Below are 16,525 nucleotides of genomic sequence, written 5' to 3'. Positions count from 1 at the left end.
GGACCCTGAAATACGAGTGCGTCTACCTGCATGCCTGGGAAACCGGCTCGGAGGCAAAGGCAGGCATCCGAAAATGGATGACCTTCTACAATCACCAACGCCCGCACTCGGCCCTTGGCGGCAGACCACCCGCCGTGGTCTATTGGCAGAGAAATGAAACAACCAACCCCGATCAGCAGATGCAAAGAGTAGCTTGAATTACGCCAGATCCTGTCCAACCGATGGGGAGTAGCTCATGTGCCTGCGCAAGCGTGAACGGACGACGCCCTGCGCGGCACGAATGAACGGCGGCAGGTCAGGCGAGAGGTGCGCCTTCGAGGGGCGGAAATGCGAACAGAACAAAAACAGAATGTTTAGACGAATGTTTAGACGCGCGAGGCCGCGCCTGCCAGAAATCCGCTAAGTCATTGATTTTAAATGGAGGCGAGTACCGGAATCGAACCGGTGTACACGGATTTGCAATCCGCTGCGTCACCACTCCGCCAACTCGCCGCCCTGGATGTGGTTGACACGAATTATCCGATCGTTCGGGGCTTCGCAAGGGCCGTTGCGCAGGTGTTCGATACATACGTGGGCGCACAGGTGATCGTGCGCCGAATGGCGTTGTCGGGCACCGGGATATATGGCAGAAGGTCGGAGAACCAACCGGATGTGAGACTTCAGCGTCATGACAGACTACGCTCAGCGCCGCACGATGATGGTCGATACCCAGGTCAGACCTTCGGATGTCACCAAGTTCCCGATCATCAATGCCATGCTTTCCGTTCCGCGAGAGGCTTTCGTACCCGACCACCTGCGCGAGGCCGCCTATATGGGCGACAATATCGATCTGGGCGGCGGGCGCGTGGTGCTTGAGCCGCGGACACTGGCCAAGATGCTCGATGCGCTGGATATTCAGCCGGACGAGCTGGTGCTCGATATCGGCAGCGCGCTGGGCTATTCGGCGGCGGTGATCGCGCATATGGCCGAGGCCGTCGTCGCGGTCGAGGAAAACCCCGAATTCGCCGCCGAGGCGCAGTCGCTGCTGCCCGAGCTGGGCGCCGACAACGTGGCGGTGCACGAGGGCCCGCTGGTGCAGGGCGCGGCCGAACATGGCCCGTTCGACGTGATCGTGATCGAGGGCGCGGTGGCCACTTTGCCGCAGGCGCTGTGTGACCAGCTCAAGGATGGCGGGCGCATGGCCGTGCTGTTCATGGAGGGCTCGCTCGGCTCGGTGCGTATCGGCTACAAGATCGACGGGCACATGAACTGGCGTTTTGCCTTCAACGCCGGCGCGCCGGTGCTGCCGGGGTTTGAACGGCACGCCGCCTTTACCCTCTAGATACGGCCCGCCTGACAGGAGAGCGTCCCAATGTCATCCCGTTACAAAACCCGCCTGCTGGGGATCGCGGCCGCCCTTTTCCTGAGCGTGGCGCAACCGCTGACGGCGACGGCAGAAACGCTCGCCGATACGCTGGTCAGCGCCTACAACAACAGCGGCTTGCTGGCGCAGAACCGGGCGCTGTTGCGCGCGGCTGACGAGGACGTGGCACAGGTTGTTGCCGGGTTGCGCCCGATCATCAACTGGTCGGTGGACATGTCGCGCCAGTTCGGCCGGAGGGAAACCAACGGCGTTCCCGCCGGGTTCACGGCGAATGTCGCGACGGCCGGCATCGGGCTTGAACTCCTGCTTTATGATTTCGGCGCCACGCAGCTGAGAGTTCAGGCCGCGCGGGAAACCGTGCTTGCCACCCGCCAGAGCCTGCGCGCCATCGAACAGCAGGTGCTGTTGCGGGCGGTGGCGGCGTTCATGAACGTGCGCCGCACGGCCGAACTGGTATCTGTACGGCAAAACAACCTGCGGCTCCTGCGCGAGGAACTGCGCGCCACCCGCGACCGTTTCGAGGTGGGCGAGGTGACGCGCACCGACGTGGCGCTGGCCGAGGCGCAGCTTGCATCGGCCCAGGCGGGATTGGCCGCGGCGCAGGGCGACCGGCGTCAGGCGGTCGAGGAATTCCGCAACGCGGTGGGCCGCGATCCCGGCGCACTCAGCCCGCCGACGCGGCTGCCGCAGCTTTCGGGCGATATCGACGGGGCCAAGGGGCTCGCCGTGCGCAAGCACCCCGACATCCTGATGGCGCAGCACTATGTCTCAGCTGCGGATATGGCCGTGCGGGCGGCCGAGGCCGATATCAAACCCAAGGTGAAATTCACCACCTCGCTGTCGGCCGGGGACGAGATATTGGGCGGCGACTATGACCGACAGGGCAGCGTCGGGGTTTCCGTCAGCGGCCCGATCTATCAGGGCGGGCGGCTCAGCTCTCTGGTGCGCAAGGCGATGGCTCAGCGCGACCAGCAGCGCGCCGGCCTGCATCTGACGCGGCTGCAGGTGGAACAGGATGTGGGCAATGCCTATGCCGACCTGCTAGCCGCCCAGGCGAGCCGAAAGGCCCGTTTGGAAGAGGTGCGCGCCGCGCGCGTCGCCTTTGAGGGATTACGCGAAGAGGCCAAGCTGGGCGCGCGTACCACGCTGGACGTGCTGGATGCCGAACAGGATCTGCTTGATGCACAGGCGGGCTTGATCGACGCCGAGACGGCGCTTTACGTCGCGGCCTACACGGTGCTGGAAACGATCGGGGAACTGACGGCCAGCGACCTGCGGTTGAACGTCCAGATCTACGATCCGGCGGCCTATTACAACCTGGTCAAGGACGCGCCTGTGCCGATCAGCCCGCAGGGGCAAAAGCTGGACCGTGTGTTGCGCGCGCTCGGCAAAGAGTAGAATTCTAGCGAACCAGTTGTGTGAAATGGGCCCGGGCGGTAGACTGCCCGCAGGCAAGAGTGGTAATTGAGCATGTCAGATCCCATCGCGAACGCGGATATAGAGGATGTCCTGTCGTCCATTCGCCGGCTTGTTTCGGCGGAAGAGCGCGGCGAACGCCCAGGCAGACCGCAACCGAATAACAGGAAAAATCCCAGTGCAAAGCTGGTTCTGACCCCGGCCCACAGGGTCGATGACGCGCAACCGGAAGATGCAGAGGATGCAGCCCTGGGCATGGATCAGGGCCATGTCGGCGAAGGCGAGGAAGCCGGAATCGAGATCGACCTGCCAGAGCCGGATATGTCCCTGAGCGCCGAAGAATTCGACACGATTGAGGATGCCGAGGTGGTCGAGGAAGGGGACGCCCCGGCCGAAGCCATTGACGCGGCGGGCGATCATACCGGGCTTGATGAGCACCAAGCCGACGACGAGGACGCGCTTTCCGACGATGAAGAACTGGCATGGTTCATGCGCCACACGGCCCCCGAGGGGGAGGGGGACACATCCGACGATGCCGCCGCGGCACAGGACGACACGCCTGAACCAAATTTGGGCGATGCCGCCCGGGATTCGGACGACGAAGAGGCGTATTTTGCGGCGGAAACAGACGAATACACCGACGACGCCACTGCCGACGCCACCGCCGAAGACACCGCCGCAAAGGTCGATCTGGGCGAAATCGGCGCGCGTATCGCCGAATTCGAAAGTGTCGTGGCCGAACAGCCCGGCGACTGGGAACCTGATGGCGCGCCGGATGACGGCGATAACGCCGCCGATCCGGTTTCGCCCTTGCCTTGGGACGATCTGGAACGCGACGTGTCAGAGCCGGGCGACCAAGCACAGGACGGCGCGGCCGATGGCGCAGAGGACCGTACGGACGCTGAAAGCGGCTGGTATTTCGAGGATTCGCTGATCGACGAGGACGCGCTGCGCGACCTGATCGGCGAAATCGTCCGGCAGGAGCTGCAGGGCGCGCTGGGCGAACGGATCACGCGTAATGTGCGCAAGTTGGTGCGCCGCGAAATCCACCGCGCATTGATGTCTCAGGGCCTCGACGACTGAGCGCCATCCGTCGGCTCGGCAGCGAGGCTGAGCAGCAGATCGAGGTCGAGATGCGCCGCAACATGCGCCGCCAGCGCATAGAGTGTGGCACCCTTACCACCGGCTGAAAGCGCGATGTCCGGGCGGCCCAGTGGCAAGCCCGCAAAGCATGTGTCTTAGGGCAGGCAAAGAAGAACCCCGGCCAGGGCACCAGCCCTTTGCATTTCATAGTGCAGCGGCGGGGCGCAAGGATATGGTTGTCGTCATACTGAAACGCGCTTGCGCAGGTCGCGAGCGCCACATCGGGAGCGACGAGTTCTACGGAATGGTCACGAAGCGGGAGCTTTGCTTTGATTGTGAGCTACGGATTGGACCCAGCAATATTTCCGAAGAACTCTTCGGGCGAATATATGCCTGTCGAGTTTGCTTCAGGTTCAGAAAAAGGTGAAGTTGATATAGCCTATCAGGGCAGATATTCCCAAAATGCCAGTGATGACGGCAAGAGGGATCAGCATCCCCGAGAAATATCCCAACCTCTCCACAAAGAGAATTGGCTTTCTGGCGATATGATCATCGTCGGAAACTTCGGGCAAATGGCCCTGCCCACCGGTAGATGTTAGCGGGTTGAGGAAGTGCTTTGCGAGGTACGAAAATATGACCAGGAAAAAGACAATTCCCGCGCCGCCAAACAATGAAAGCGCCAGGTATCCCGGCGCACCGCTGCCGCCAAATACGATCCAGCCCCAGAACGAAAGAGCCAGAATGCCAACCATGGTGAAAACACCAATACTGGCCATGGGCGTGATGTCGACCTCCGCCGCGCAGTTGCTGCATTTGTAACGGATAACCGAGCTATAGACTTGCATCCGGCGTGAGATCGGCAGCAATGTGGGCTGGGCGCATTCAGCGCATCGTCTGATCATCGGATGTCAACTCGCTCTTACCTGCTGTCTCTGTTCATTCCTGGTCATTGTTATCGCCACTCCGAAAAACCATCCTGTTTTGACCCGGAATGCCGATAGACTATAGCCTTGGAATCGGATTTCCTTGTTGGAAATTTGCAACTAAGACCATATGCCCTACCCGGCAAGGCCCAGTTTTCTCTTACGTTTCGTCGCTATATGATCTTACTTTCTGTCCTCACGCAAATTGAAAAAATCAAAGGCAAGGGACGAGGACATGGTGAAACTTCCGTATAAGATTTTCTCATCAGTGGTGCCGGTGGCCGCCGCACTTTTTGCAACCGCCGGTGTGGCAAGTGCCCAGGGCGATCTCTATTTCATGCACAATGCAAGCGCATATTATCTCTGGTCTGATTACGACACCTGCGAAAGTGACCTGAGCCGCAGCGGTCTTGATTGCCCGCCGGCCTTTGATTCTTCAGTCTGCGGCCATCATCTGGTTTCGAGCATGGCGACCCGCAATGTTGCCGCCGACAAGTTGAAGCGCAACGAAGAAGTGCTGTTGCGCCACACCAGCACGAACGAGGGGTTCTGCCGGGTCACGCCGTAACAAATCGGCCCCACCGGACGTCGCCATGACGCTGATGAAAGCACTGCCGACCCAGAAGCCCCCGAAGAAATCTTTGGGGGCTTTATTCCTGTCTGGGGTTCGTGTTTGCTGAGCCACCCGCGGCGATCTGCATCATGAACTGCAAAGAAAAAACCCCGGCCAGGGGCACGGGGTCTTTATCTGGCCGGGCCCTGGGGCCAGGCATATGTGCGTTGTCTCAGGCTGCTTCGGCCTGCGCGGCGGCCTCGGCCTGGGCGGCGGCGTGACGACGCTCGCTTTCTTCGCGCGACAGCGCCACCGAGGTGCGCACACCCTTGGATACGAATTCCATCAGCCCGCCCACGACGCGTTCGTTCGGGTCGATGCCGGCACAGCTCAGTACCTCGCGGCCATCGCGCGAGCGCGCCCAGCGGGCGATCTGTTCCGGACCGTTGCCATACTTCTTGTCGTCTGCAATGGCATCGTCCAGTGCGGCCAGTACCACGGCTGCGAAAAGTTTGCGCGCACGGTTGCCCTGTTCGGCATTGAAAGCCGTGCCGTCAACGAAATCTTTCATGATCCGTCCTTGGTTCTTATTGCTCTTGCGTTTCTGGTGTTGGGCTGGTTATGGAGGACTTCGCCCGATTCGGATAGCCCTTTGGTGCATATCTGTCATGCGTATTGCGCAAGTCTTTCTGCATACGCATAACGAAATCGGTCATGTTGCCCCGCAGGCCAACCCAAGATATAGGGCCCGTCAAGATCTGATCAACCTTTTGCCACGAGAAAGACCCCATGCCCAAGATCAACGGAAACGAAATCCGCCCCGGCCATGTGCTCGAGCATAATGACGGGCTCTGGAGCGCGGTGAAGGTGGACCACGTCAAGCCCGGCAAGGGCGGCGCCTTTGCCCAGGTAGAGCTGCGCAACCTGCGCAATGGTAGCAAGCTGAACGAAAGGTTCCGCAGCGCCGACAAGGTAGAGCGGGTGCGCCTGGAACAGAAAGACCAGCAATTCCTGTACGAGGATAACGGCAAGCTGGTGTTCATGGACACCGAAACCTATGAACAGATCGAACTGCCGGCCGACATCCTGGGCGAACGCCGCCCGTTCCTGCAGGACGGAATGACCATCACCGTGGAATTCTACGAAAGCGAGGCGCTGAACGCCACGCTGCCGGCCAAGGTCACCTGCCGCGTGGTCGAGACCGAGCCGGTGGTCAAGGGCCAGACCGCCGCCAACAGTTTCAAGCCCGCGGTTCTGGACAACGGGGTCAAGGTGATGGTGCCGCCCTTTGTCGGCCAGGACGAGGATATCATCGTCAACACCGAAACCATGGAATATGCCGAGCGCGCCTGACGCCCGGCCGACCTGGTTTCAGCCCGCCTTGTCCTGATGCTCCAGCATCAGGATGGCATTACCCGCCTGCATCTCGCCCCCCGCGCGGTTGAAGCGCAGATAGGCGATGGCCTGATCCCCCGACTGGGTGAACAGCGTACCCGCGGGCTTGCCCCCGGCCGTGATCGGGGTGCCGACAGGCGCGGCGCCATCTATGCGCACTGTGACCAGCCCCTTTTGCAGGGTGGTCTTGTGCTTCATCCGCGCTGTCACCTCTTGCCCGACATAACAGCCCTTGCGGAAATCGACGCCATTGAGCCGCTCGAACCCGGCCTCGAGGATGAATGTCTCCGGCGTCAGCTCGATGCCCGTCTCGGGGATGCAGTGGCGCACCCGCAGCGCGTCGAAATCGGTGCCGTCGTCGCCCTCTTCGTCGCCATATAGCCGCCAGCCCATATCCGGGTGGCGCGGATCGGTCATCGCACCCTCGGACGGCGTGCCGGTGCCGCGTCGCAGCTTCAGCCCCGTCTCAGTAATATTCACATCGGCGCGCAGCTTGTACATCGTCAGCCGGCGGGCCAGGTCGGCGGCCAGCGCGGCATCGACGTCCAGCATGATCGCATCCCCCCGCCGGAACAGAAAGAAATCGGCGATGTACTTGCCCTGCGGCGTCAGCAGGGCGGCATAGACCAGCCCGTCATTCAGCTTGGCGACATCATTGGTCACCAGCCCTTGCAGGAAATGTTCGGCATCGGTGCCGGAAATTTCAAATACCGTGCGAGTCATCCCGCCTCCTATTTGGTTCGTGGGTGTAATATATGCGTTGATGGGCGGGGGAACAGGGTAACAGCATGCAACCAGGGCTTTCGGTGGTAATCCCGACGCTGAACGCGGGCCAGGGGCTGGCGCGCAGCCTGTCGGCGCTGTTTGAGGCGCAGGAGACGGGCCTCGTGCACGAAATCGTGGTCTCGGACGGCGGGTCGGATGACGACACGCTGGCGCTGGCCAGAGCGGCGGGGGCGGTTATCGTTCGTGGCGCGCCGTCGCGCGGCGGGCAATTGCAGCGCGGGGCCGCAGTGGCGGGGGGGGAGTGGCTGCTTTTCCTGCATGCCGACACGGTGTTGCCGCCGGACTGGGCGGGATGCGTGCAGGCGCATCTGCCCACGGGCCGGCCTGCCTGTTTCCGCCTGCGTTTCGATCGTGGGGGCAGGGCGGCGCGGTTGGTGGCGGGGTGGGCCAACCTGCGCACACGTCTGCTGCATCTGCCGTATGGCGACCAGGGGCTGTTGATCACGCGGGCCGAATATGACCGCGCGGGCGGGTTCCCCGATATTCCGCTGATGGAGGATGTGGCCCTGGCGCGGCGGCTGGGGCGGCGGCTGGTGGTCCTGCCCGCGACGGTGACCACGAACGCCGAAAGATATGTCCGCGATGGCTGGTTCAGGCGGGGCGCGCGCAACCTGTGGCTGCTGGTGTGCTATCTGTGCGGCGCAGACCCGGCGCGGCTGGTAAGGCGGTATTAATGGCCCTCAGAAAATCGTCCGCTTGGTTTCGTTGAACGCCTGTTGCACCGCCTTGAAATCGTATTCGCTGGCGACCCAATCCTCGAACGAGATCGGATCGCGCGCGTTGCGGGCCTCGTAAAGGTCGAGGATGTAATCCAGCACGCCGGTCTTCGTCCAATGGAAATGGATGTAGCGCGCGCTCAGCATACGCCGCGCCTCGGATACCGGGCGGCCCTCGATCACGATCAGATAGATGGCCGAGGCAAAACCGGCGCGGTCGGCGCCCGACTTGCAATGCATCACGAAGGGGCGCTCGATGGTGCGGAACGCCTCGATCACCTTCAGAATATCCCCGGTCGGGGCGGCGTGGCGGGCGTGAAAGGTGACGTTGACCAGGTTCAGCCCCAGTTCGCGGCAACTTTCCTCTTCGACCAGGTAGTGGGCAGCACCGCCGGCGCCGCGCAGGTTCAGGATCGACTTTATGCCCATCGCCTTGAGCTTTTCAAACCGGCGATGCGTCGGCTGGTTCGAGCGATAGACACCCGGCGCCACCTCGTCGAAATTGGTCCAGATCGTGCGCAGAACGGCGTGATCGAACCACAGGTTGTAGATGTGCGCGCGGCGGCGGTTCTCGGGCGTCGAAAGATCGGTATTGTAATGGGCGCGCAGATCCCGTTCCCAGTCGGCGATCCGTTTGAAAAGCTTCATTGCGATTTTTGCGCTCCACGTCCTGCGCCCCGCTGATCGGGCGCGACCCGTCTAGGGGCAACCGGCGCACAAGGCAAGCGGCGCGCGGGCGATTGACGCCGTCGCGCGGCGGCGTAAGGTCCGTCCGGCAAGTAACAGGAGATTACCCAGATGACCGATGCCGGCGGGCGGCCCTACCGGGCGATACCGGGCCCCAGCGTGGTGCCCGACGCGGTGTTGCGGGCCATGCACCGCGCGGCGCCCAACATCTACGAGGGCGAGATCGTCGATCTTACCGCCGGGCTGATCCCCGATCTGAAGCGCGTCGCGCGGACCGAGGGCGACGTCGCGATCTACATCGCCAACGGTCACGGCGCGTGGGAGGCAGCGTTGGCCAACACCGTCGCCCCGGGTGAACGCGTGCTGGTCGTGGCCACCGGGCGTTTCGGCCACGGCTGGGCCGAGATCGCCCAAGCCCGCGGGCTGGAGGTCGAGTTGATCGACTGCGGCACCCGGACCCCGGCCGACCCGGCCCGTGTCGAGGCCGCGCTCAGGGCCGATACCGATGGGCGCATCAAGGCGGTAATGGCCACCCATGTGGACACCGCCAGTTCCCTGCGTAACGACATCGCCGGCCTGCGCCATGCGATCGACGCCACCGGTGGTCATCCCGCGTTGCTGATGGCCGATTGCATCGCCTCGCTGGGCTGCGACCGGTTCGAGATGGATGACTGGGGTGCCGATGTCGCCGTCGCCGCCAGCCAGAAGGGGCTGATGCTGCCGCCGGGGCTGGGTTTTGTCTTTTTCAACGACCGTGCCGCCAGCGCGCGCGCCCGGCTGTCTGTCGTGTCGAAATACTGGGACTGGGTGCCGCGCGCCGCGCCCGAACGGTTCTACCAGTATTTCGGGGGTACCGCACCAACCCATCACCTCTATGGGCTGCGCGCCGCGCTGGACATCATTCATGCCGAGGGGGTCGAGGCCGTCTGGGACCGGCACGAACGCCTGGCGCACGCCATCTGGGCCGCGTGCGAGGCATGGGGGCAGGGCGGCGCGCTGAGATTGAACATCGCCGACCCGGCGCATCGCAGTCGCGCGGTGACGGCGCTGGCGCTGAACCCACCAGACGCCACCCGCCTGCGCGGCTGGATGGAACAGCACACAGGTGTCACACTGGGCATCGGGCTGGGCATGGAAAGCGCCGCCGACCCCGGCGCCGACGGTGCCTTTCGCATCGGCCACATGGGGCATGTCAATGCGCATATGGTGCTGGGGGTCCTGGGTGCGATGGAGGCGGGTATGCAGGCGCTGGATATCGTGCACGGCTCCGGCGCCCTGGCCGCCGCCGCAGGGGTGATCGCGGCGCCCTAGGCGCCCGCGCGCCGGCTAAAGCGCGAGATCGCCAAGTTCAGCACATACCCGATGGCCAGCACCACTGGCATGCCGAAAACTGCCCAGAGCACGGCAAATATCCACAAAAGATTGACCAAGGCCATCACAAGTGCAGCATTGGTGTAGTTGGGTGCTTTTGGCAGAACCCCGCGTTTCATGACCCGATTTTAGCGCAAAATCGGCGCCTGTCAGAAAAAATTGCAGGACGTGCGGTTCAGCCGCGGGCCTCTGCAAGCGCACCGGGCAGAGCCTCGGCCAGAATGTCCAGGTCCTGCGGGCGGCCGCAACTGACGCGGATACAGCGGTTTTGCGGCGCAACGAAGGGCATGCGAACAAAGACCCCGCGTGCGCCCAACGCCTGAACGATGCGCTTGGCCAGCACCCCGTCACCGCCGCAATCCACGGCGACAAAGTTGGTGGCAGAGGGCAGGGCGCTCAGCCCGTTCTGTTCCGCAATGCGGGTGATTTCCTCGCGCGCCCTGGCGACCTCGGCCTGCACATGGGCCAGCCAGGCTCCATCTTGCAACGCCGCCAGTGCACCCGCTTGCGCCACCCGGTTCATGCCGAAATGGTTGCGGATCTTGTCGAAGGCGCGGATCAGGTCGGTCTGCCCCAGCGCATAGCCCACCCGAGCCCCGGCCATGCCGTAAGCCTTTGAAAAGGTGCGCATGCGGATCACCCTTGGGTCATCGGCGGCCACCGGCGCGGCGGTGCCCTCGGGCGCGAATTCGACATAGGCCTCGTCAAGCACCATCAGGCACCCGTCGGGCAGTGCATCCAGCGCGGCGGCAATCGCCTCGCCTTGGTGCCAGCTGCCCATCGGGTTGTCTGGGTTGGCGACATAGACGATCTTGGCGCCGGTCTCTGCCGCGTGGGCAACCAGGGCATCGGGGTCTTCGGCGTCATCCCGATAGGGCACCGTTTTCAGCACACCGCCGAACCCGGTGACATGGTAATTGAAGGTCGGATAGGCCCCGTCGGAGGTGACCACCACGTCGCCCGGCTCGATCAAGAGCCGCACCAGGTTGCCCAGCAGCCCATCTATACCCTCGCCCACCAGCACGTTTTCCACCGCCACGCCGTGATGTGCGGCCAGCGCGGCGCGCAGGTCATGGCTGTTGGGATCGCCGTATTTCCAGACATGCGCCAGCTCTGCCTGCATCGCCTCCAACGCCTTGGGCGAGGGACCGAAAACGCTTTCGTTGGCGCCCAGCCGGGCGCTGAACGGCTCGCCCCGCGCGCGTTCCAGTTCCTCGGGGCCGACAAAGGGCACGCTGGCCGGCAAGCCGTCGATCAGGGCGGTATAGCGCGGCCCGGCCATGGCTCAGGCCACTTCCGCCAGCCGGTTCAACGCATCACGCAGCTTGGCTTCTTCGGCGGTGCGGGCACGCAGGTTGTCGCGGGTTTCCTCGACCACGTCGGCGGGGGCGCTTTCGGCGAATTTGGGGTTGTCCAGGCGCTTGCGCAGGCCGTTGATTTCCTTTTCCAGCTTGGCCACGGATTTTTCCAGCCGCGCCTTTTCCGCCGCCACGTCGATCAGGTCGGCCACGGGCAGGGCAAAGACGCCGCCCTCGACCGGGATGGTGATCGCGCCCTTGGGCAGGGTGTCGGTGCGCGTCAGGCTGTCGATCCGCGCGAGGCGCTTGATCATCGCCTCGTTGCGCTCCCAGGCCTGTTCGCCCGCCGCGTCGATCTCGGTCACCAGCACCGGCACCTGCAGCCCGGCCGGCACGTTCACCTGCGCCCGGGCGGAACGGATCGCCTCGATCAGCGAGATGACCCAGTTGATTTCCCGGTCGGCGTCGGCGTCGATCAGTTCGTCCCCGTAGGTCGGCCAGTCGCCATGCACCAGCATCTTGTCGCGCTTGCCCAGCGTCTGCCACAGCTCTTCGGTGATGAAGGGCATGATCGGGTGCAGCAGCACCAGGCATTGGTCAATTACCCAGGCCATGGTTTCGCGGGTCTCGGCCTGCTCGGTTTCGGTGCCGTCCATCAGCAGGGGCTTGGAAAACTCGACATACCAATCGCACACCTTTCCCCAGACAAAGGCATAGAGCGCATTGGCCGCGTCGTTGAAGCGGAACTCGGAAAGTGACAGATCGACGATATTACGGACCTTGGCAGTTTCCCCGACGATCCAACGGTTTACGGTGATTTTCGGCTGCGGGATGGTGCCGATCGATCCGGTCGCGCCATGCATTTCGGCGAAACGCGCGGCATTCCACAACTTGGTGCCGAAATTCCTATAGCCGGCAATGCGTTGCGTCGAAAGCTTGAGGTCACGCCCCATCGCCGCCATCGCCGTCAGGGTAAAGCGCACCGCGTCGGCGCCGTACTCGTCGATCAGCTCCAGCGGGTCGAGCACGTTGCCCAGGCTCTTGGACATCTTCTTGCCCTTCTCGTCACGGACGAGGGCATGAACGTAGACATGATCGAACGGGCGCTGCCCGACGACGGCGTACTGCATCATCATCATCCGAGCGACCCAGAAGAAGATGATGTCGAAGCCGGTGATCAACACGTTGGTGGGAAAGTATTTTTTCAGCTCCGGCGTGTCCTCGGGCCAGCCCAGTGTACCGATGGGCCAGAGGCCGGAGGAAAACCAGGTGTCGAGCACGTCGGGGTCGCGCCAAATGTATTCGGCTTCCGGATCTGAAAATACTGCATCGTCATTGCTGCTAGGCGGTTCCTGTAGAACGACGATTTTGTCGTTTGAGTAGTTCGCCTTTGCCCACTCAATGGCCTGCTGCTCTGAAGCGCAACAAATCATGTCTCTTGTGCTTTTCAGATTCTCGTAACCACCTCCGTCTTTCGCGCGACGACCATACCACACCGGGATCTGATGCCCCCACCACAGCTGGCGGGAAATGCACCAGGGCTCGATGTTTTCCAGCCAGTGGAAATACACCTTGCGGTCGGATTCGGGCATGATCGTGGTTTCGCCGCTGCGCACCGCGTCGATGGCCGGCCCGACGATCTGGGCGGTGTCGACGAACCACTGATCGGTCAGCATAGGTTCGATTACGACTTTCGAGCGATCACCAAACGGCTGCATGATCGGCTTTTTATCCACAAGCGGGACCAGTTCGCCTTGATCATTTTCAACCATGACCGCCAAACCTTCACTGGTGATCTGATCGACCACCTTTTCACGGGCTTCAAAGCGGTCCAGCCCGCGCAGGTCGTCGGGCACGAGGTTCAGCGCGTCCACCTCTTCGACGGTGAAATCGGCGCCCTCGGCAATTTCCTGCGCGCGTTTCGCGCAGGTGGCGTAATCCGCGCCGTCGCTGCGCATATGCGCGCTTGTGTCCATCAGCCGGTACATCGGGATGTTGTTGCGGCTGGCGACGCCGTAGTCGTTGAAGTCATGCGCGCCGGTGATCTTGACCGCGCCCGATCCGAAATTCGGGTCGGGGTATTCGTCGGTGATGATCGGGATCAGCCGCCGGTGTTCCTTGGGCCCCACCGGGATTTCGCAAAGTTTCCCCACGATTGGCGCGTAGCGTTCATCCGAGGGGTGCACCGCCACCGCGCCATCGCCCAGCATGGTTTCGGGCCGGGTCGTGGCGATGGAAATATAGTCGCGCTCTTCCTCCAGCACGACATTGCCGTCGGCGTTGCGTTCGACATAGGTATAGGTCTCGCCCCCCGCCAGCGGGTACTTGAAGTGCCACATCGAACCCGGCACCTCGGTATTCTCGACCTCGAGGTCCGAAATCGCGGTCTCAAAATGCGGGTCCCAGTTCACCAGCCGCTTGCCGCGGTAGATGAGGCCCTTGTTGTACATGTCGACAAAGACCTTGATCACCGCGTCGTGGAAATTGCCCTCTTCGCCCTCGGGCGCGCCGGGCGCGCCGGACATGGTGAAGGCGTTGCGCGACCAGTCGCACGAGGCCCCAAGCCGCTTGAGCTGGTTGATGATCGTGCCGCCTGATTCCTGCTTCCATTCCCAGACCTTGGCCAGGAATTCCTCGCGCGTGAAATCGGTCCGGCGCTTGCCCTCTTGTGCAAGCTGGCGTTCGACCACCATCTGCGTGGCGATGCCGGCATGGTCCTGCCCGGGCTGCCACAGCGTGTCATAACCCCGCATCCGGTGCCAGCGCACCAGGATGTCCTGCAAGGTGTTGTTGAAGGCATGCCCCATGTGCAGACTGCCGGTCACGTTGGGCGGCGGGATCATGATGCAGAAGGTTTCGTCGCGGTTGGCATTGGCCCCGGCGCGAAAGGCCCCGGCGCTTTCCCAGGCGTCGTAGATGCGGCCCTCGGCCTGTTTGGCGTCGAATGTCTTGTCCATCGCCATCTCTCGCGCTTCCCTTGCGTGTATTGCCCCAAAAGGATCGCGCCCCGAATAGCGAATGTGCGCGCCAAGGGAAAGCCGTTATGCCGGCACTTGGATTTTGCGGGTCTTTGTCGCAGGATCGGGCGCATGACCGGCGATACGCCCCTTTCCCCGGTGCCGATGTGGCGCCTGTTTCTGAAAATGGGCGGCTGGTTCGTCATTGGACTGGGCGTGCCGTTGCTGGTGATGGCCCTGATCGGGCAGTTGATGTTCGTCACCGCCAAACGGTTCGAGGCCGAGGGCCGGCACACGCTGGCGCTGGTGACCGAGAAATACATCACCGAAAGCACCGATTCTGACGGCGACAAGACCATCACCCGTTGGCTGGACCTTGAATTCAGCACGCAGGCCGGCGAACGGATCGCCATGAGCAAATCGGTCAGCAAGGGTGAGTATCACCGCGCCATCGAAGGCGAAGAGATCGACCTGTGGTACCTCGAAAGCGCGCCGCAAAAGGTCGAGATCACCCGCGGCAGCAACGCCCGCGGCGCGCGCATCCTGCAGATCGTCATGATGGTTCTGGGCGCGATCTGGCTGGGGCTTTTCTGGGTGGTCGGGCGCTGGGTGGTCGAGGCGGTGCGCGCGCGCCGCTATGGCGCCTTTGAGACAGCAGAGGTGACAGAGGTTTTTCGCACCTCGGTCAGGGTCAACAACCGCCCCCGTTACCGGCTGAAGTGGCGCGACGGGCAGGGACGCGAAGGAAAGAGCCTGCTGCACAAGGCTGAAGAGTTGGAGGGGTTCGGCCCCGGCGCCCCTGTACGCATCTATCAGGGACTCAAGCGCAGCTGGTGGGCCGGCGACATCGGCGACCGGGCCGAGTAACGGCGGGCCGGGGCGCAAACGGCACAGACGCGACCGGGATATCTTCAACCAGAAAGAAGCAGGGTCGAAGCGCCCTGACCGGCACGCGCCACACTATCTGGTCGCGCCGGCCGGCAGGGCTGCTTCTTCCTGGTGCGGTCATCGGCTCCCCAGCCTGTACCGCGGCAATGACTCTGGAGACGCAGGATTAAGAATTCGTTACTGCTACTTTCTGGTTTCAAATACCCAAACAGCGCGCCGTCGGCGGCCAGCGCCCCCTTGCCAGTCTGGGCGCCCCGGCGTATACGCGCGCCCTGATCCTCGACATTGGAGCCTTGAGATGCACGGCAGCGCCAACCTCAACATCATGATCAAGGCGGCGCGCAAGGCGGGGCGGTCGCTGGTCAAGGATTTCCGCGAAGTGGAGAACCTGCAATCCTCGATGAAGGGGGCGGGTGATTTCGTCAGTCGTGCCGACATCGCGGCCGAAAAGATCCTGCATGACGAATTGCGCGGCGCGCGGCCCAATTACGGTTGGCTGGCCGAAGAGGGCGGCGAAGAGCCGGGCGAGGACCCGACCCGCCGCTGGATCGTCGATCCGCTGGACGGGACCACCAATTTTCTGCACGGGCTGCCGCACTGGGCGATCTCGATCGCGCTCGAACACAAGGGCCAAGTGGTGGCCGGTGTCGTTTTCGACGCGGCCAAGGATGAACTTTTCTGGGCCGAAAAGGGCGAGGGCGCGTGGCTGAATGAAACCCGCCTGCGGGTGTCGAACCGTGCGCGCATGATCGAGGCGCTTTTTGCGACCGGCGTGCCCTTTGGCGGGCGCTCGGACCTGCCGCAGACGTTGCAGGAACTGGCGCGCCTGATGCCGTCCTGCGCCGGGGTGCGGCGTTGGGGTTCGGCGGCGCTGGACATGGCCTATGTCGCCGCCGGTCGCTACGAGGGGTTCTGGGAACGCCGCCTGAACGCCTGGGACATCGCCGCCGGGTTGATTATCGTGCGCGAGGCGGGTGGGCTGGCCGATCCGCTGCGCGAGGGGCGTGATATCCTTGCCGATGGCGAGGTGATCTGCGCCAACGAGGTGATCTTTAACAAGTTCGCGGGTCTCGTCCGAGGCGGCTAAGT

The 16,525-nt window shown here is 63.1% G+C and carries 18 protein-coding genes and 1 tRNA gene; 10 read left to right on the top strand and 9 right to left on the bottom strand.

Going from position 1 to position 16,525, the window contains the following annotated elements; all coding sequences use genetic code 11:
- Nucleotides 1-197 (top strand): integrase core domain-containing protein (locus DL899_RS01885; RefSeq protein ID WP_162685459.1); only part of this gene is annotated, 197 nt, incomplete at its 5' end.
- Nucleotides 198-418: 221 nt separating this feature from the next.
- On the opposite strand, the gene DL899_RS01880 is transcribed toward DL899_RS01885, so the two are convergent.
- A tRNA-Cys gene (locus DL899_RS01880) sits at nucleotides 419-492 on the bottom strand.
- Between the two features lie 175 nt (nucleotides 493-667).
- Between DL899_RS01880 and DL899_RS01875 the strand changes: the two genes are divergently transcribed.
- The 3 genes from DL899_RS01875 (at nucleotide 668) to DL899_RS01865 (ending at nucleotide 3,862) form a co-directional block, all read left to right on the top strand.
- A complete protein-coding gene (locus DL899_RS01875; RefSeq protein WP_111732056.1) occupies nucleotides 668-1,321 on the top strand; it encodes a protein-L-isoaspartate O-methyltransferase family protein in 654 nt (217 codons plus the stop codon).
- Between the two features lie 30 nt (nucleotides 1,322-1,351).
- Nucleotides 1,352-2,761, top strand: coding sequence for a TolC family outer membrane protein (locus tag DL899_RS01870; protein WP_111732055.1), 1,410 nt, complete (start codon nucleotides 1,352-1,354; stop codon nucleotides 2,759-2,761).
- A gap of 72 nt (nucleotides 2,762-2,833) precedes the next feature.
- Nucleotides 2,834-3,862 (top strand): hypothetical protein, encoded by a 1,029-nt coding sequence (locus tag DL899_RS01865; protein WP_111732054.1) that lies wholly within the window; start codon nucleotides 2,834-2,836, stop codon nucleotides 3,860-3,862.
- Here DL899_RS01865 and DL899_RS19280 read toward each other — a convergent pair.
- Both DL899_RS19280 and DL899_RS01860 read right to left on the bottom strand, forming a co-directional pair.
- Nucleotides 3,844-3,999, bottom strand: a complete 156-nt coding sequence (locus DL899_RS19280; protein WP_162685458.1) for a hypothetical protein — start codon at nucleotides 3,997-3,999, stop codon at nucleotides 3,844-3,846. The two genes, DL899_RS01865 and DL899_RS19280, sit on opposite strands and share 19 nt — an antisense overlap.
- Nucleotides 4,000-4,275: 276 nt before the next feature.
- Nucleotides 4,276-4,764, bottom strand: coding sequence for a hypothetical protein (locus DL899_RS01860; protein ID WP_162685457.1), 489 nt, complete (start codon nucleotides 4,762-4,764; stop codon nucleotides 4,276-4,278).
- Between the two features lie 256 nt (nucleotides 4,765-5,020).
- On the opposite strand from DL899_RS01860, the gene DL899_RS01855 reads away from it, so the two are divergent.
- Complete coding sequence (locus tag DL899_RS01855; RefSeq protein WP_111732052.1) at nucleotides 5,021-5,353, top strand: hypothetical protein; 333 nt, start codon at nucleotides 5,021-5,023, stop codon at nucleotides 5,351-5,353.
- A gap of 217 nt (nucleotides 5,354-5,570) precedes the next feature.
- Here the strand turns inward: DL899_RS01855 and DL899_RS01850 are convergent, their stop codons facing one another.
- Nucleotides 5,571-5,909, bottom strand: coding sequence for a DUF6280 family protein (locus tag DL899_RS01850; RefSeq protein ID WP_111732051.1), 339 nt, complete (start codon nucleotides 5,907-5,909; stop codon nucleotides 5,571-5,573).
- A gap of 218 nt (nucleotides 5,910-6,127) precedes the next feature.
- On the opposite strand from DL899_RS01850, the gene efp reads away from it, so the two are divergent.
- Nucleotides 6,128-6,691 (top strand): elongation factor P, encoded by a 564-nt coding sequence (gene efp / locus DL899_RS01845; protein WP_111732050.1) that lies wholly within the window; start codon nucleotides 6,128-6,130, stop codon nucleotides 6,689-6,691.
- A gap of 18 nt (nucleotides 6,692-6,709) precedes the next feature.
- On the opposite strand, the gene ygfZ is transcribed toward efp, so the two are convergent.
- Complete coding sequence (ygfZ, locus tag DL899_RS01840; protein ID WP_111732049.1) at nucleotides 6,710-7,456, bottom strand: CAF17-like 4Fe-4S cluster assembly/insertion protein YgfZ; 747 nt, start codon at nucleotides 7,454-7,456, stop codon at nucleotides 6,710-6,712.
- 65 nt (nucleotides 7,457-7,521) lie between these two features.
- Between ygfZ and DL899_RS01835 the strand changes: the two genes are divergently transcribed.
- Nucleotides 7,522-8,193 carry a TIGR04283 family arsenosugar biosynthesis glycosyltransferase gene (locus tag DL899_RS01835; RefSeq protein ID WP_111732048.1) on the top strand — a complete coding sequence of 224 codons (672 nt, stop codon included), beginning with the start codon at nucleotides 7,522-7,524 and terminating at the stop codon, nucleotides 8,191-8,193.
- Between the two features lie 6 nt (nucleotides 8,194-8,199).
- On the opposite strand, the gene DL899_RS01830 is transcribed toward DL899_RS01835, so the two are convergent.
- Nucleotides 8,200-8,883, bottom strand: coding sequence for a phosphatase domain-containing putative toxin (locus DL899_RS01830; RefSeq protein WP_111732047.1), 684 nt, complete (start codon nucleotides 8,881-8,883; stop codon nucleotides 8,200-8,202).
- 150 nt (nucleotides 8,884-9,033) lie between these two features.
- On the opposite strand from DL899_RS01830, the gene DL899_RS01825 reads away from it, so the two are divergent.
- Nucleotides 9,034-10,233: a pyridoxal-phosphate-dependent aminotransferase family protein gene (locus DL899_RS01825; protein WP_111732046.1), complete on the top strand. Its 1,200-nt coding sequence runs from the start codon at nucleotides 9,034-9,036 to the stop codon at nucleotides 10,231-10,233.
- Here DL899_RS01825 and DL899_RS19570 read toward each other — a convergent pair.
- From DL899_RS19570 to DL899_RS01810, 3 genes are read right to left on the bottom strand one after another with little or no spacing between them, the layout of a single operon-like run.
- The gene (locus DL899_RS19570) at nucleotides 10,230-10,412 is read right to left on the bottom strand and encodes a hypothetical protein (protein ID WP_111732045.1); all 183 of its coding nucleotides are present in this window, start codon (nucleotides 10,410-10,412) and stop codon (nucleotides 10,230-10,232) included. The two genes, DL899_RS01825 and DL899_RS19570, sit on opposite strands and share 4 nt — an antisense overlap.
- 56 nt (nucleotides 10,413-10,468) lie before the next feature.
- Nucleotides 10,469-11,575: a pyridoxal phosphate-dependent aminotransferase gene (locus tag DL899_RS01815; protein WP_111732044.1), complete on the bottom strand. Its 1,107-nt coding sequence runs from the start codon at nucleotides 11,573-11,575 to the stop codon at nucleotides 10,469-10,471.
- Nucleotides 11,576-11,578: 3 nt separating this feature from the next.
- Nucleotides 11,579-14,554 (bottom strand): valine--tRNA ligase, encoded by a 2,976-nt coding sequence (locus DL899_RS01810; RefSeq protein ID WP_111732043.1) that lies wholly within the window; start codon nucleotides 14,552-14,554, stop codon nucleotides 11,579-11,581.
- A gap of 126 nt (nucleotides 14,555-14,680) precedes the next feature.
- On the opposite strand from DL899_RS01810, the gene DL899_RS01805 reads away from it, so the two are divergent.
- Both DL899_RS01805 and DL899_RS01800 read left to right on the top strand, forming a co-directional pair.
- Nucleotides 14,681-15,415 (top strand): DUF3592 domain-containing protein, encoded by a 735-nt coding sequence (locus tag DL899_RS01805; RefSeq protein WP_111732042.1) that lies wholly within the window; start codon nucleotides 14,681-14,683, stop codon nucleotides 15,413-15,415.
- Between the two features lie 319 nt (nucleotides 15,416-15,734).
- Nucleotides 15,735-16,523: an inositol monophosphatase family protein gene (locus DL899_RS01800; RefSeq protein WP_111732041.1), complete on the top strand. Its 789-nt coding sequence runs from the start codon at nucleotides 15,735-15,737 to the stop codon at nucleotides 16,521-16,523.
- Nucleotides 16,524-16,525: the final 2 nt, after the last annotated feature.

The sequence above is a fragment of the Roseovarius amoyensis genome (assembly GCF_003260265.1).
GTDB classification, from domain to species: domain Bacteria; phylum Pseudomonadota; class Alphaproteobacteria; order Rhodobacterales; family Rhodobacteraceae; genus Roseovarius; species Roseovarius amoyensis.
The sequence above is the reverse complement of the archived record's forward strand: the minus strand, read 5'-3'. Positions and strand labels throughout refer to the sequence as shown.